This window comes from Virgibacillus sp. 6R (assembly GCF_001895305.1).
GTDB lineage: Bacteria > Bacillota > Bacilli > Bacillales > Amphibacillaceae > Virgibacillus > Virgibacillus pantothenticus.
The window spans coordinates 348,194-363,751 of sequence record NZ_CP017762.1 but is presented as its reverse complement, the minus strand read 5'-3'; the positions used below and the strand labels follow the sequence as shown (position 1 = coordinate 363,751).

The window sequence follows — 15,558 nt, the reverse complement described above, 5'->3', positions numbered from 1 at the left end:
TATGACGAAATGCTTGAAAGGAGAAGCAATTATGTTATAATGAAATGGTTGTAAATCTCGCTCTTTTAATAATAAGTGAATGTTTGAAAAATGAAGGACACAATAGATTTTGGAGGGAAATATATGTCAGTAAAGTGGGAAAAACAAGAAGGAAATGAAGGTGTACTTACATTTGAAGTAAGTGCAGAGGAATTTGATAAAGCGTTAGACCAGGCATTTAAGAAAGTCGCAAAAGATGTACAAATTCCAGGCTTTCGTAAAGGGAAAATACCCCGCGGATTGTTCGAAAAGCGTTTTGGTGTAGAAGCACTTTATCAGGATGCTGTTGACATTGTGTTGCCGACTGCATATATGCAAGCTGTCGATGAAGCTGAAATTGAGCCAGTTGATCAACCGGATATTGATATTGAATCGATTGGCAAAGGTGAGCCTTTAGTGTTTACCGCTAAAGTAACGGTAAAGCCAGAGGTTAAACTCGGTGAATATAAAGGCTTGGAAGTAGAAGAGGAAACAGTAGAGGTCACAGATGAGGACGTAATGCATGACTTAGAGCATCAACGTGAACATCACGCTGAATTGGTTGTTAAAGAAGATGGTGAAATTGAAGAAGGCGATACTGCTGTTATTGATTTTGAAGGATTTGTAGATGGAGAAGCATTTGAAGGTGGAAAAGCTGAAAATCATTCTTTAGAAATCGGCTCTGGACAATTTATTCCAGGATTTGAAGAGCAGCTTATCGGCAAAAAGCCTGGGGAAGAAGTAGAAGTAAACGTAACTTTCCCCGAGGATTATCACGCAGAGGACCTTGCAGGGAAAGAAGCAACCTTTAAAGTGACTATTCATGAAGTGAAGTTTAAAGAACTCCCTGAGCTTGATGACGAGTTTGCTAAAGATTTAGACGATGAAGTAGAAACGCTTGAAGAATTAAAAGCAAAGAAAAAAGAGCAGCTCTTAGAGCAAAAGAAACAAGATGCAGATAATAAGAAACGTGAAACATTAATTGAAAAAGCAAGTGAGAACACGGAAATCGATATTCCTGATGCAATGGTAGAAACAGAGCTTGACCAAATGGTTCAAGAATTTGAACAACGTCTACAAATGCAAGGAATGACATTAGAAATGTACACTCAATTCTCTGGGCAAGATAAAGATGGCTTAAAAGAGCAAATGCGCGAAGATGCTGAAAAGCGTGTAAAAACAAACCTTACACTAGATGCAATTGCTGAAACAGAGGAATTGGAAGCATCTGATGAAGATGTAGAAGCAGAGCTTGATAAGATGGCAGAAATGTATGGTGCTGAAAAAGAACAAATCAGACAAATGCTTGGTGGTAATGCTGAGGCATTAAAAAACGATTTGAAAAAGCGTAAAGCTATTGATTTCCTTGTTGAACAAAGTAAAGCCGTTTAATTCATTTTAAAAACGTATAAACAGATGTGGAACAGGAAAAGATGCAAACAAGGTGTGATGTTTTCACACCTTGTTTTTCCATATAATTACCTATCGTTCGCTTTCAAAAAGAGGATAAAAAGGATTGGGCAAAATGGATGTCCTGCTTTAAATATCGATGCGATTTAACAGATGCTTTTGTATTTGTACCATGTTTTTTAGTGTTGGTTTGCCTGCATAGCTATCGTTACTTTTGATATACGGAGGGGCTTTGGAATAAAGGATTCCTGCAAAATCATCATCCAATCGATATATCCTTTTTATTCGACTTTTTGGTAATTCTCTTATAAAGTAATACACAGAGTCCATCATAATATACTTAAATATAGGTTCTAACTTATTGTATATGAATAAGGCAGGGACATAACTGAACTATTTACTCTAAAGGTGATTGATGCACTCATGGCTTCGGAAATAAATGTAGATCAAAGCAGTAGAAGGGTATGTTTGGACCTACAATTGCGTTAGCACAAAGAGGTTCAACAGCCAGTATATTTCCAGAGTGGGTTATATATAGCGTCCACCGTGTCTCGGTAGTTCGGATTTTAATTTGATAAAAATGCTTACGCCCTAGCCTCGTTTATACTTCTAACAGTTAGCGCTTATTGTAGTACTGTATGCAAACATGGCAAGTAAAGTATAAATTGTTGGCTGCTAAGTGCCCTGTTTTTAACTTGTAATCGGAGAATTTTGTACATTTGACATGAATCGGACGAACAATGGGTATGCTAGTGTGTATGATCGAAAATATGTCGACTTGGGCAATTATGGATGAATAAGGCACAAAGAAAGGTGTATCGTTTTGTGTTTTAATTTTGATCTGATATGATGACTATAAGTTGAAACCTAAATGAGCAAGTGTAAAGGAAAGAGATTTAACTTTTAGGGGTGAAAATAAAGATGTTTAAATTCAATGAGGAAAAAGGACAATTAAAATGTTCGTTCTGTGGTAAAGGCCAAGATCAAGTTCGGAAGTTAGTCGCCGGACCTGGCGTTTATATATGTGATGAATGTATAGAATTATGTACGGAAATTGTTGAGGAAGAGCTTGGAACAGAAGAGGAAACGGAACTGAAAGAAATTCCGAAGCCACGTGAAATATGTGATATATTAGATGATTATGTGATTGGGCAAGAAAAGGCAAAGAAGAACTTGTCTGTGGCTGTATATAATCATTATAAACGAATTAATACCACAAAAACTTCTTCTGACGACGTAGAATTATCAAAAAGTAATATCGCGATGATTGGTCCGACTGGAAGTGGAAAAACATTATTAGCACAAACTTTGGCACGGATTATTAATGTACCATTTGCGATGGCTGATGCAACTTCCCTTACAGAAGCCGGCTATGTTGGAGAAGATGTAGAAAACATTTTGCTGAAGTTGATTCAAGCAGCAGATTATGATGTGGAAAAAGCAGAAAAAGGTATCATTTACATTGATGAAATAGATAAAGTGGCACGTAAATCGGAAAACCCGTCCATTACGAGAGATGTCTCGGGCGAAGGTGTGCAACAAGCTTTGCTTAAAATTTTGGAAGGTACCGTAGCAAGTGTTCCGCCTCAAGGTGGAAGAAAGCATCCGCATCAAGAATTTATTCAAATCGATACAACCAATATCCTGTTTATCGTCGGTGGTGCATTTGATGGAATTGATCAGGTTATCAAACGTCGTCTCGGTAAAAAAGTAATTGGATTTGGTGCTAATGAAAAACAACAGGACATGGAAATGGGTGAACTGTTAGCAAAAGTATTACCAGAAGACCTGTTGCGCTATGGGCTTATTCCGGAATTTATCGGCAGAATTCCAGTTATTGGAAGTTTAACTCCATTGGATGAAGAAGCGCTAATCGAAATTTTGACGAAGCCGAAAAACGCTCTTGTGAAGCAGTATCAAAAGTTATTCGAGTTAGACAACATAGAATTGGAATTTGAAGAGGCAGCCTTAAAAGAAATTGCTGCCAAAGCAATAGAACGTAAAACAGGAGCAAGGGGTCTACGTTCTATTATTGAAGGTATAACGCTTGATGTCATGTTTGAACTTCCGTCCAGAGATGATATTGAAAAGTGTATTATTACCAAAAAAACAGTGGTAGAAGAAGGCGTTCCTAAGCTAGTGTATCGGGATGGAACGGTAACGGAAGGTGCCAAAAAACACCCGAAAGAAAGTGCTTAAAATAGCTGTTCGAATTGTCCTTCAACAATAAAATATCAAATTTGATTGCTGGACAGTATTGAATTATTCGTACGAGAAGGTTTAGATGGTTGAAAAATCTACGAACAAAACATAATCGTATCGATATTTGCTCTACCAATTAAAACCTGAATAGGTAAAAGAGACTGACTTAATTACACTATGTAACAGGTCAGTCTCTTTTTATCCCGAATGGAAAGTGCTGTGAACCCTTCACTTCGCGCGGATCACGAACTAGATGAAATGAAACGACTAACTAGGGTGATAACAGCACTTAAATTCCTAATTCCTCAAGGGCCATGCGTATTTTAAAAGATAAGAAACCAGCATGGCTCGCCAAGAGCGCAAGCCACCATCTATGATGAAAAATTTTGCTTTATAATGTTTAGATTCTTGAAATACTACCTAAAATAAATAAGTTATATAATGGTAAATAGCGTTTTTTTCATACAAAGTATAAAATGAGGTGCTTGGGGATACCAAAATAACCGAATAGCCACGTCCGGCTCCATCGCCCAGCAACTAGGCGACTTCACGAAATCGCCCTACGATAAGTCATCATCGGTTCGTTACCTCACCGTGATTTCTTTATCTCAGTTGATTCGTTCCATTCGCTATGTTGCTAAACGGGCGCTTGCGCCTTTGGTTCGCAGTACTGACAAAATCAGTGGAGGATGAAAAAACCCCCACTGATTGAAGATTCACTTGATAAGAATAGCTTTTTGTTGCATATGTTTCTTCAACTACTGCAATACTAATGGATATGTATAAAGTTTATAAGCGTATGTTTTAAAAATGGGAATAAAGCTCAGCGATCAGTTTAAGGTAATATACTTAAATAACTAACTGTTGAAAAAGTAGTAAACAAGCTAACTAAGATTATCCTTAAACCATTTTAGCTCACTTTTTGAGCAGCCTGGATAAATTCATTTACAAACTGCATGCTTTTATATAGAATTTAAGAATGTATACATACACCACTACCTATATATGGAGGTACATATGATGACTAATGATAAAATACAACTCCCCCTCCTGCCGTTACGTGGATTACTTGTGTTTCCTTCTATGGTTTTACATCTAGATGTAGGAAGAGAAAAATCCATTTCCGCTATAGAGAAAGCAATGATGGAAAATCAATACATATTTTTAGCGGCACAAAAAAGAACGCGTTTAAAAGAACCGGAGCCAAAGGATATTTATTCTATTGGAACCGTTTCGGTGGTTAAGCAAATGATAAAACTTCCAAATGGCACCATGCGCGTACTGGTTGAAGGATTATATCGAGCTGAAATTTTACGATATGTAGAGCAAGAGCAAGATTTTATAGTGGAAGTGAACAAACTACCTGATATCGAATCAGATCTATATGAGCAAGAAGCACTTATGCGTTCATTATTAACGCAGTTCGAAAAATATACGAGTCTTTCTCAAAAAATTACACATGAGACGTTTGCGACTGTGGCTGATATCGATGAACCTGGTAGATTGGCTGATATCATTACTTCCCATTTATCTTTAAAAATAAAAGAAAAGCAAGCATTATTGGAAACACAGGCGATTAAGGATCGGTTACAACTTTTGATTCAATACATATCAAACGAACAAAAAGTGCTTGATTTAGAAAAAAAGATTGGTCAACGTGTAAAAACTTCGATGGAAAAGACGCAAAAAGAGTATTATCTACGTGAGCAATTAAAGGCAATTCAAAAAGAGCTAGGAGAAAAAGATGGTAAAATGGGAGAGGTGGATGATTTAAGGGAACAGATAAATGATTCTACCATGCCTGGACGTATTCAAACAGTGGCACTTAAAGAATTAGACCGCTATGAAAAAGTACCGCAAAGCTCTGCAGAAAGCTCTGTGATTCGGAATTATATAGAATGGCTGTTAGCGTTACCTTGGGAAGAGAAAACAGCAGATCGGATAGACATCAACCAAGCGGAGAAAATATTGAACAGGGAGCATTATGGATTGGAAAAAGTGAAGGAGCGTATTTTAGAGTACTTAGCAGTACAAAAGCTCACTTCTTCCATTAAAGGACCAATACTCTGTTTAGCAGGTCCGCCTGGAGTTGGCAAAACATCATTAGCGAAATCCATTGCCCATGCGGTTAACCGGAATTTTATCCGAATTTCCTTAGGTGGCATTCGTGATGAAGCTGAAATTCGAGGGCATAGACGAACCTATATTGGTGCAATGCCAGGCCGAATTATTCAAGGAATGAAAAAAGCGAAGACGATCAATCCGGTGTTTTTGCTAGATGAAATTGATAAGATGGCTCATGATTTTCGCGGTGATCCATCCTCTGCTTTACTGGAAGTACTTGACCCGGAGCAGAATCGGCAATTTAGTGATCATTTTATTGAAGAAACGTATGATCTTTCCAATGTTTTGTTTATTGCTACTGCGAACTACATCAATAATATTCCTGCTCCTTTACTTGATCGGATGGAAGTTATTTCAATTGCTGGTTACACGGAAATTGAAAAACAACATATTGCCAAGCGTCATTTATTGCCTAAGCAGTTAAAAGAGAATGGATTAACAAAAGGTCAATTACAAATGCGTGATAACGCGCTGCAAAAGCTGATTCGGTTGTACACAAGAGAAGCAGGGGTTCGTAATTTGGAAAGGCAATTAGCTGCTTTATGCCGAAAAGCTGCCAAGCTCGTTGTGTCTGGAAAGAAAAAACGTATAGTTATCACAGAAAACATTCTAGAGGAGTTGCTCGGGAAACCATTATACCGATATGGCTTGGTGGAAAAGGAACATCAAGTAGGTACAGCCACTGGGCTTGCTTATACAGCTGTAGGAGGCGATACGCTTGCTATTGAAGTTTCCCATTACCCTGGAAAGGGAAAATTAACGCTCACAGGAAAACTAGGTGACGTCATGCAGGAATCTGCCCAAGCTGCTTTTAGTTATATTCGTTCCCGTGCTACCGAATTGAATATCGATCCATCATTTTATGAAAATTGTGATATTCATATTCACGTACCTGAAGGAGCAACACCAAAGGATGGCCCATCTGCCGGTATAACGATGGCTACAGCCTTGGTTTCTTCTTTAACGGGACGAGCCGTAAGAAAAGAAGTAGCAATGACAGGAGAAATAACATTGCGAGGACGTGTTCTTCCGATTGGAGGGCTTAAAGAAAAAACATTAAGTGCTCACCGTGCTGGCATTTCCACTGTCATCATTCCGGAAGATAATAAAAAAGATATTGAATCGATTCCAGAAAGCGTTCGGAAGGATTTAACATTTATAACCGTTCGCCATTTAGACCAAGTATTACAACATGCGTTAGTGGGGGAGCAAGATGAAAGTAACAAAAGCTGAAATAGTTATAAGTGCGGTTAGTGAAAAACAATACCCAAATGATCGATTACCCGAAATAGCCTTAGCGGGCCGATCGAATGTCGGAAAATCTTCCTTTATTAATACGCTAATTAACCGAAAAAATTTAGCACGAACTTCTTCAAAACCAGGAAAAACACAAACGCTAAATTTTTATCGTATGAATGATGCGTTTTATTTTGTCGATGTCCCAGGCTATGGTTATGCAAAAGTGTCTAAGAAGGAAAGGCAAAAGTGGGGAAGAATGATGGAGGAGTACTTTGGAAAACGCAGTTCTCTCCAAGCTGTTCTTTTAATTACAGACATTCGTCACGAGCCTACAAGCGATGATTTGCAAATGTATGATTTTTTAAAGTATTATGAGCTACCGGTTATAATTGTGGCTACTAAATTGGATAAAATATCTAAAAATAAACGATCCCATCATGTAAAACGAACAGGGGATGCTTTCCAATTAGAAGCAGGAGACTATTTATTACCCTTTTCTGCGGAAACAGGTGAAGGTAAAGAAGAAGCTTGGGCTATTCTCCGACAGTTTATGGCTCTATAATGAAAAGGAAAAAGCCACATGCGGTTGGTTAGCAGTATATACTGAACCGAACTGGAGGAGAGAAAACGGTGAGCTAGAAGCGGAAGTTAAAAACTTAACTTAAGAAAATGGTACTAATCCTGGCTCGGAAAAGAATAGAGCCAGGATTAGTATACTTTCTTACCTTTTAACCAAGGCGCTCTCTTCGGAGGAGCGCTTTAACTTTGTTAGCTTATTTAACTTATTTATGTGATTTACGCCCTTTTAACAAATAGAATCCAATAATAATCAATAGAACGGGCCAGAAACGTTCCATCAAATCGACAATGGAATAAATCCAGTTAAACCAGGTTGGGAGTTGAACAGAGAAAATCATAATTAAAGAAAAAGCAATTAGCAATAATCCAGGTATAACCCCTTCTTTCGTTTGAAAAAATCGAACGATAAATGCAATACCTACAATTAATACATACATGGCCCAATGATCAATCCAGAAAGAATAATAGGCAAGCCCGTAAAAATGAATGCCGAGTCCGAGTAAAATCGTACCACTAAATAAATTCTGATAATTTTTTGTAATATAGCTATGAATTAAAAGGACAAGTCCAATTACAATAATTATCGTTTGCCACGAATAAAAGTTATTAAAAATGGGGATATTTAACTGTTGAAGTAAAAAAAACAGACCAATACCAATAAGTAAATAGGCTGTGAGAGTATTTTGTTTTTTCAAGTGATCACCTCATGACGTTGTAGTTCGAATTCTTGCTTCTTTACTGCTGTTATGATAAAGTACAGACGTATTGCGTACAACGTCTTATACGTTATATGCTAGCACAATGTTTCAGATTATGTTCACATTTTGCTAAATTGTAACGAAATATACATGTTATAATAGAAATTAGCAATAATATTATTTTATATTCATTATTAAATGATAGTTTTTGTTTTTAAGGTTATTAGAGCCTACTGTCGTAGATGATGTGCAATGAGAGTAAGAGTCTTTTCACTGATTAATAACTAGCTCAAGTGCATTGTTTTCAAAAGTATTCATGATTGAAGTTTCACTTTATTTGGGGGTAGATGGTTGTGCATATTTTAAAGGTTGGTTTTAATTATAAAACAACCCCTGTAGAAATTAGGGAAAAGCTTGCCTTTTCAGAGCATAATGTTCATGAAGCCATGGCGACTTTGAACGGACAAAAAAGTGTTTTAGAAAATGTGATTGTTTCAACTTGTAATCGTACCGAAATTTATGCGGTGGTAGATCAGTTACACACGGGACGATACTATATTAAACAATTTCTTGCTGACTGGTTTCAGGAGGAAAAAACCACCTTTTCTTCTTTTTTGCAAATTACGGAAAATGATGGGGCAATGGAGCATTTATTTCGTGTTGTGACAGGGCTAGATTCGATGGTATTAGGGGAAACGCAAATTTTAGGACAAGTAAAGCAGGCATTTTTAACTGCACAAAAAACGGGGACGACAGGAACCGTCTTTAATGAGTTGTTTAAACAAGCTATTACTTTTGGTAAGCGTGTACAGAAAGATACAGCTATAGGTAAACAAGCTGTTTCGGTTAGCTATGCTGCTGTAGAATTAGCAAGAAAAATCTTTGGTGACTTAAAGCAAAAACACGTTGTTATATTAGGTGCGGGAAAAATGGGTGAACTCGCTGTCAAGAATTTGCAAGGATCTGGCGCTACTGAAATTACGGTTGTGAACCGTACCATGGAAAATGCGGAGGCATTGGCTGCGAAATTTGCTGCACGAGCAGAGACAATGGATCGGTTATCAACTGTGTTGCAAAATGCGGATATTTTACTTACTTCGACAGGGTCTTCATCCGTTGTTCTGACTAAACAATTGATGGAGAAGGTGCAAAAAGGGCGGAAGGGAAATCCTTTGTTCTTAGTAGATATTGCGGTTCCACGAGACATTGATCCGACTGTAAGTGAATTAGATAATATCTTCTTGTATGATATTGATGATCTACAGCATATCGTTGATGAGAATTTAGAAGCGAGAAAAGAAGCAGCGGGACAAATTGAACTGATGTTTGAAGCAGAAATGGTTGCATTTAAAGAATGGTTGAAAACATTAGGTGTCGTGCCTGTTATTTCAGCTTTACGACAAAAAGCACTTTCTATTCAAGCTGAAACGGTGAAAAGTATTCAAAGAAAAATGCCTGACCTGACAGAAAGAGAAAAAAAGGTCATTAATAAACATACAAAAAGCATTATCAACCAATTATTAAAAGAGCCAATTACACAAGCTAAAGAAATGGCGGTAGGGGATCGTTCGAGTGAATCACTTCAGTTGTTTATAGACATTTTCGGTATCCATGAAGAAGTCCAGGAAGAACTAGATAAACAAGCAAAAAAAAATGATACAAATAAGGTCATGAAAAATAAGCAAGTATCCTTTCCGCTTTTAAATAAGATGCCGACCATATAATGAGAGGATTTCACATATGGTAGAATTGAAATGGCTTTATGAATTCATATTAATGATTTATGGGTTAAGCTTGATGGGATACTTTATTGATTTTGTTCAAGACAACCGGAGGGTAAATCGCATCGCCTTCTGGTTGCTTAGTTTGGTTTGGATCATTCAAACCGTTTTTTTATTCTATGAAGTATTTTTTGTAAAGAGTTTTCCAGTTGTAAGTTTAAATGATAGTCTGTTTTTCTATTCGTGGGTTTTAGTATCGATTTCATTGCTTGCGAACAAGCTATTTCCAGTTAACTTTATAGTGTTTTTTACGAACGTCTTTAGTTTTTTCATTTTATTATTGTATTTGCTATCTGATGCGAAAAGGAATTGGCAAGCACATGCGGTACAATTTGTTCACGAAATCGTAATCGCTCATGTTACTATCGCACTTATATCTTATGGTTTTTTTACGCTCTCATTTTTATTATCCGTCATGTATTTAATTCAATATCAATTAATAAAACGAAAAAAAGGCTTAAAATGGATGTGGCGATTTGCGGATTTAAATCAACTAGACAACTATGCTTTTAAAACAGTAACCATAGGTGTTCCGTTATTGTTAATCGCGATTATTCTAGGAATTGTTTGGGCCTATGTATCTGGTGCTCTGTTTTACTGGGTGGACTTAAAAACGATTGGTTCTTTCTTTGTATTGGCTGTTTATATCATTTATTTAGTAATCCGATTATTAAAACGATATAGGGGCAGGGCCATTGCTATGTATAATACAGTCGCGTTTTTATTGTTACTCATTAATTTCTTTTTATTTAGTACGTTATCGAAATTTCATTTTTAACTGTAGGGGGGAATTAATTTGCGTACATTAGTTGTAGGTTCTCGTAAAAGCAATCTTGCAGTAACGCAAACGAATTGGGTCATTGATCAATTGAAGAAAGCAGGAGTAAAAAATGACTTCAAAGTCAAGAAAATTGTTACAAAAGGCGACCGGATTTTGGATGTTACTTTATCCAAGGTAGGCGGAAAAGGTCTGTTTATTAAAGAAATTGAACAGGCTATGTATGATAAGGAAATTGATTTAGCAGTACATAGTATGAAGGATATGCCGTCTGCAATGCCAGAAGGACTTATCATTACAACGATTCCTAAACGTGAAGATCATCGTGATGCGTTTCTGTCTAAGGGAAATGTGCGTTTTAAAGATTTGCCGAACGGTGCAATTGTTGGTACGAGCAGTTTACGCAGAGCTGCCCAAATACAAGCGATAAGACCAGATGTTACAATAAAATGGATACGTGGAAACATAGAAACACGGATAAGGAAATTGCAGGAAGAAGATTATGATGCCATTATATTGGCAGTATCTGGATTAAAACGTGTCGGCTTAAGTGAAGCGTTAATTACCGAGTATTTAGAGCCAGAAGTTTGTGTTCCTGCAGTTGGACAGGGAGCTTTAGCGATAGAATGTCGTGAAGATGACCACGAATTGAAAGAACTATTAACAGCTATTCATGACGAAGATACTGCTCGAACGGTGACCGCAGAACGAACATTTCTTCATTTGCTTGAGGGAGGATGTCAAGTGCCGATTGGCGGTTATGCATATTTAGAGGGAGAAACAATTGTATTAACAGCCTTTGTAGGTACTCCAGATGGAAAAACAGTGTTAAAAGAAATAGTTCGCGGGGAGGAGCCAGAAGCGGTTGGAAAAAAAGCAGCTCAATTATTGCTGGATCGTGGTGCAAAGGAAATTATTGAAAAGGTAAAAGAGGAGCTTAATGAGTAATGTGCTTACCACTGCTTGGAAAACGAATTTTAATCACTCGTGAACAAAGAAAAGCAGCTAAGTTTGCACAAAAAATAAAAGGTTTAGGGGGCGAACCTGTAGAAATCCCCCTTATTTATATTACTTGTATACGCCCTCCAAATCATGATGTTATCCAACAATTAATGAAGTATCAATGGATTTTTTTTACGAGTGGAAATGGAGTAGCCTGCTTTTTTCAGCTATTAAAGCATGAATGCATTCCTCTAGAGCATCTAGCAAAACTTAACATTGCAGTAGTAGGGCGCAAAACAGAAACTAAACTCATCGAGCTAACAGGTCGTTCGGCTGATTTTATACCAAGCTCTTTTGATGCAGATACGATGGCCGATGAATTTTTAACTCAATATCCTGATGCCAATGAATTCCTGCTCGTTCGTGGGAATCTTTCTCGCGATGTTCTACCAGAGCGGTTCGAGAAGAGAAAGAAAACATATACAAACCTTGAAGTCTATGAAACGCATAAAAATGAACAAATGCAATTACTTTTACAAACCACCTTAGCAAAAACGGTCATCGATTATATTACGTTCACAAGTCCTTCTACGGTGGAAGCATTTGCTCATATGACTACTGCTAGAAAGGTAGCGCCATGCATTTGTATTGGTACAACGACCGAGCAGCGAGCCAAAGAATTAGGATTTAGCCCTATTTTAACAGCCAAAGAATTTACAGTAGATGGTATGATTGAATGTATAAAGCAAGATGTTACGAATCAAAGAAAGGAAGAGACAGAATGACAAACTTACCGACTTTTGACCGACACCGTAGATTAAGACACACATCAGCGATCAGGGATTTAGTAAGAGAAACCCACTTGCATATAGCTGATTTAGTGTATCCAATGTTTGTAGTGGAAGGAGAAAAGATCAAACAGGAAGTTCCTTCTATGCCTGGTGTATACCAGCTATCCATTGATTTACTAACTGAAGAGATAGATGAGCTTGACCAGCTTGGCATTCAGGCAGTTATTTTGTTTGGTGTGCCAAACGAAAAGGATGCAGAAGGCACTGGGGCGTTTAGTGATAATGGAATCGTACAACAGGCAACGAGGGTAATTAAAGCACAGAAACCATCGATGCTTGTGATCGCAGATACTTGTTTATGCGAGTATACGTCACATGGACATTGCGGTGTTATACATGAACATGATGTAGACAACGATGCATCATTGGAATTACTTGCTAAAACTGCTGTTTCACAAGTAAAAGCGGGTGCAGATATTATTGCTCCTTCTAACATGATGGACGGGTTCGTGACAGCTATTCGCTCTGCCTTGGACGTAGCGGGTTTTACGCAAATTCCAATTATGTCGTATGCGGTTAAATACGCCTCCTCATTTTATGGCCCATTTCGAGACGCGGCGGATAGCACACCACAATTTGGAGACCGAAAAACATATCAAATGGACCCTGCTAATCGATTAGAAGCACTTCGAGAAGCAAAATCAGATGTTGCCGAGGGTGCAGACTTTTTAATTGTTAAGCCCGCCCTTAGCTATTTAGATATTGTACGTGACGTAAGAAATAACTTTGATCTACCTATTGTCGCTTATAATGTAAGTGGAGAGTATGCTATGGTAAAAGCAGCAGCACAAAATGGCTGGATTGATGAGAAGGCACTAGTGATGGAAAAGCTGCTTTCCATGAAACGTGCTGGAGCTGATTTGATTATAACCTATTTTGCAAAAGATGCCGCAAAATGGTTAGCTACTACAAAGTAGATAGGAGGATGCTTGATGGAGAATTTTATGAAATCCAAAGATGCTTACAAAGAAGCAGTTGACTTGATGCCGGGTGGTGTTAATTCCCCAGTACGTGCATTTAAATCTGTTGGGATGTCGCCAATATTTATGGAATTTGGCAAGGGGTCTAAGATTACGGATGTGGATGGCAATGAATATATCGATTATGTTTTAAGCTGGGGTCCATTGATCTTGGGGCATGCAGATGAACGTGTTGTAACAAAGTTAAAGGAAGTAACGGAAAAAGGGACAAGCTTCGGTGCACCAACATTATTGGAAAATGAACTTGCACAACTCGTTATTGATCGTGTTCCATCGATTGAAATGGTTCGAATGGTAAATTCAGGTACCGAAGCTACGATGAGTGCATTACGGATAGCTAGAGGGTACACGGGAAGAGATAAAATAGTAAAGTTTGAAGGGAATTACCATGGTCATGGTGACTCGTTGTTAATTAAGGCGGGCTCTGGTGTTGCTACGCTCGGACTCCCAGACAGCCCAGGTGTCCCTAAAACGATTGCTCAAAACACGATAACTGTTCCATATAATGATTTAGAAAGTGTTCGTTATGCGTTTGAGACGTATGGAGATGACATTGCTGCTGTTATTGTAGAACCGGTTAGCGGTAACATGGGAGTTGTGCCACCAAAAGCAGGCTTCCTGCAAGGCTTAAGGGAAATTACGGAGCAAAACGGAACGGTACTTATTTTTGATGAAGTAATGACAGGTTTTCGTGTAGGTTATCACTGTGCGCAAGGTCACTTTGGAGTAACGCCGGATATGACATGTCTAGGAAAAGTAATTGGTGGAGGATTACCGGTTGGAGCTTATGGTGGAAAACGAGAAATTATGGAGAAAGTTGCTCCAACTGGATCCATCTATCAAGCAGGAACACTATCTGGAAATCCATTAGCAATGACGGCAGGGCTAGAGACGTTAAAAGCACTAAATGAATCGTCTTATGAAGCCATTAATAAGCAAGTAGATCGATTAGTGGAAGGATTTACCGAAGCTGCAAGCAAATATAATATACCGTTACAAATTAATCGGGCTGGTTCAATGGTAGGTGTATTCTTTACAAATGAAGAAGTGGTGAATTTTAAGACGGCGCAATCTGCAAATCTTGATTATTTTGCCCAATACTACCGAGCAATGATCGAACAAGGAGTATTTCTTCCACCTTCTCAATTTGAAGGTCTATTTCTATCCACTGCTCATACAGATAAAGATATTGAGCACACCATTAAAGCCATTCATACTGCTTTTGCGTCAATCAAGTAAAGCTTTATTCAGTGGGGCTTCCCCTTATAATTAGCGGCTCAAAGGTTAAGACCTCAGACAAAAGGGAAAAACTATTTTTATGTGCAATTGATGGCTAACGTAGCTTTCTTTGATCTTGAAAAAGAAGGATTCTTTTCTGTGGTTACACCTACTGGGATCAACGTATTACCTGCCCGAGCGATCGGGAATTTAGGTGGCGCATCCTCCCAAATAGACTTTTCTGTACCGTCTTTAATTTTTGAAGTGATTTGGTTTTCGGCACCTCAAAACTAGATAAAATAAGAAACAAGACCTCTGCTAGCTTAAATATTTTTGTTTTGGAGAGATTAACCTGGATCAAATCTTTCGAAACATCAATGTTTAGCCAGGGGTTTTTGTTGTATAGGAAACTATAAAATGAGGTGCTTGGGGATAACGAAATAACCGACTAGTTACGTCCGGCGCATGAGCCCAGCAACGATGCGACTTTAGAAATGCGCCCTACAGATAAGTTATCATCGGTTCGTCGCCTCACCGTGATTCCTTTATCTTTAGTTGATTCGTTCCATTCGCTACGTTGCTAAACGGGCGCCCCGCGCCTTTGTTCTTGTGTTAAAAGGTTTGTAAAATCACATAGCATTTCTTCAACCTTCGTGGAACTCAAGTCTCTCCGATTGTAATATCTGAAAGGAGTCGTTCATATAGTTGAATAAGGCATATCATCATATATGAACTATA

At 38.0% G+C, this 15,558-nt stretch carries 12 protein-coding genes; 11 read left to right on the top strand and 1 reads right to left on the bottom strand.

The annotated features are described in order from the left end of the window. Positions 1-123: 123 nt before the first annotated feature. The 4 genes from tig to yihA all read left to right on the top strand — a co-directional run bounded on the left by tig (position 124) and on the right by yihA (position 7,555). Positions 124-1,410: a trigger factor gene (gene tig, locus BKP57_RS01745; protein WP_050353223.1), complete on the top strand. Its 1,287-nt coding sequence runs from the start codon at positions 124-126 to the stop codon at positions 1,408-1,410. Between the two features lie 939 nt (positions 1,411-2,349). Continuing rightward, positions 2,350-3,627 carry an ATP-dependent protease ATP-binding subunit ClpX gene (clpX, locus tag BKP57_RS01740; RefSeq protein ID WP_050353222.1) on the top strand — a complete coding sequence of 426 codons (1,278 nt, stop codon included), beginning with the start codon at positions 2,350-2,352 and terminating at the stop codon, positions 3,625-3,627. Between the two features lie 1,023 nt (positions 3,628-4,650). Then, entirely contained in the window at positions 4,651-6,987 is a 2,337-nt protein-coding gene (gene lon / locus BKP57_RS01735; protein WP_050353221.1) for an endopeptidase La, read from the top strand. Beyond that, on the top strand, positions 6,968-7,555 hold the full coding sequence (gene yihA / locus BKP57_RS01730) for a ribosome biogenesis GTP-binding protein YihA/YsxC (RefSeq protein WP_050353220.1): 588 nt from the start codon (positions 6,968-6,970) through the stop codon (positions 7,553-7,555). Before lon ends, yihA begins: the two co-directional genes overlap by 20 nt. Before the next feature lie 220 nt (positions 7,556-7,775). On the opposite strand, the gene BKP57_RS01725 is transcribed toward yihA, so the two are convergent. Next, positions 7,776-8,267 (bottom strand): LiaI-LiaF-like domain-containing protein, encoded by a 492-nt coding sequence (locus BKP57_RS01725; RefSeq protein ID WP_050353219.1) that lies wholly within the window; start codon positions 8,265-8,267, stop codon positions 7,776-7,778. A gap of 356 nt (positions 8,268-8,623) precedes the next feature. On the opposite strand from BKP57_RS01725, the gene hemA reads away from it, so the two are divergent. The 7 genes from hemA (at position 8,624) to BKP57_RS01690 (ending at position 15,114) form a co-directional block, all read left to right on the top strand. Beyond that, positions 8,624-9,994 carry a glutamyl-tRNA reductase gene (gene hemA, locus BKP57_RS01720; protein WP_050353218.1) on the top strand — a complete coding sequence of 457 codons (1,371 nt, stop codon included), beginning with the start codon at positions 8,624-8,626 and terminating at the stop codon, positions 9,992-9,994. 16 nt (positions 9,995-10,010) lie between these two features. Continuing rightward, positions 10,011-10,829, top strand: a complete 819-nt coding sequence (locus tag BKP57_RS01715; RefSeq protein WP_050353217.1) for a cytochrome C assembly family protein — start codon at positions 10,011-10,013, stop codon at positions 10,827-10,829. Positions 10,830-10,847: 18 nt separating this feature from the next. Continuing rightward, complete coding sequence (gene hemC / locus BKP57_RS01710; protein ID WP_050353216.1) at positions 10,848-11,777, top strand: hydroxymethylbilane synthase; 930 nt, start codon at positions 10,848-10,850, stop codon at positions 11,775-11,777. Continuing rightward, the gene (locus tag BKP57_RS01705) at positions 11,777-12,556 is read left to right on the top strand and encodes a uroporphyrinogen-III synthase (protein WP_050353215.1); all 780 of its coding nucleotides are present in this window, start codon (positions 11,777-11,779) and stop codon (positions 12,554-12,556) included. Before hemC ends, BKP57_RS01705 begins: the two co-directional genes overlap by 1 nt. Further along, on the top strand, positions 12,553-13,539 hold the full coding sequence (gene hemB / locus BKP57_RS01700; RefSeq protein WP_050353214.1) for a porphobilinogen synthase: 987 nt from the start codon (positions 12,553-12,555) through the stop codon (positions 13,537-13,539). Before BKP57_RS01705 ends, hemB begins: the two co-directional genes overlap by 4 nt. A 15-nt stretch (positions 13,540-13,554) precedes the next feature. Next, positions 13,555-14,841 (top strand): glutamate-1-semialdehyde 2,1-aminomutase, encoded by a 1,287-nt coding sequence (gene hemL, locus BKP57_RS01695; RefSeq protein ID WP_050353213.1) that lies wholly within the window; start codon positions 13,555-13,557, stop codon positions 14,839-14,841. Between the two features lie 90 nt (positions 14,842-14,931). Beyond that, positions 14,932-15,114, top strand: a complete 183-nt coding sequence (locus BKP57_RS01690) for a hypothetical protein (protein ID WP_128743505.1) — start codon at positions 14,932-14,934, stop codon at positions 15,112-15,114. Positions 15,115-15,558 lie beyond the last annotated feature (444 nt).

What these genes read in the sequence shown, in the direction of transcription:
- tig (WP_050353223.1), top strand. Translation starts at nt 124, where the DNA reads ATGTCAGTAAAGTGGGAAAAACAAGAAGGAAATGAAGGTGTACTTACA.
- clpX (WP_050353222.1), top strand. Translation starts at nt 2,350, where the DNA reads ATGTTTAAATTCAATGAGGAAAAAGGACAATTAAAATGTTCGTTCTGT.
- lon (WP_050353221.1), top strand. Translation starts at nt 4,651, where the DNA reads ATGACTAATGATAAAATACAACTCCCCCTCCTGCCGTTACGTGGATTA.
- yihA (WP_050353220.1), top strand. Translation starts at nt 6,968, where the DNA reads ATGAAAGTAACAAAAGCTGAAATAGTTATAAGTGCGGTTAGTGAAAAA.
- BKP57_RS01715 (WP_050353217.1), top strand. Translation starts at nt 10,011, where the DNA reads ATGGTAGAATTGAAATGGCTTTATGAATTCATATTAATGATTTATGGG.
- BKP57_RS01705 (WP_050353215.1), top strand. Translation starts at nt 11,777, where the DNA reads ATGTGCTTACCACTGCTTGGAAAACGAATTTTAATCACTCGTGAACAA.
- hemB (WP_050353214.1), top strand. Translation starts at nt 12,553, where the DNA reads ATGACAAACTTACCGACTTTTGACCGACACCGTAGATTAAGACACACA.
- hemL (WP_050353213.1), top strand. Translation starts at nt 13,555, where the DNA reads ATGGAGAATTTTATGAAATCCAAAGATGCTTACAAAGAAGCAGTTGAC.
- BKP57_RS01690 (WP_128743505.1), top strand. Translation starts at nt 14,932, where the DNA reads ATGGCTAACGTAGCTTTCTTTGATCTTGAAAAAGAAGGATTCTTTTCT.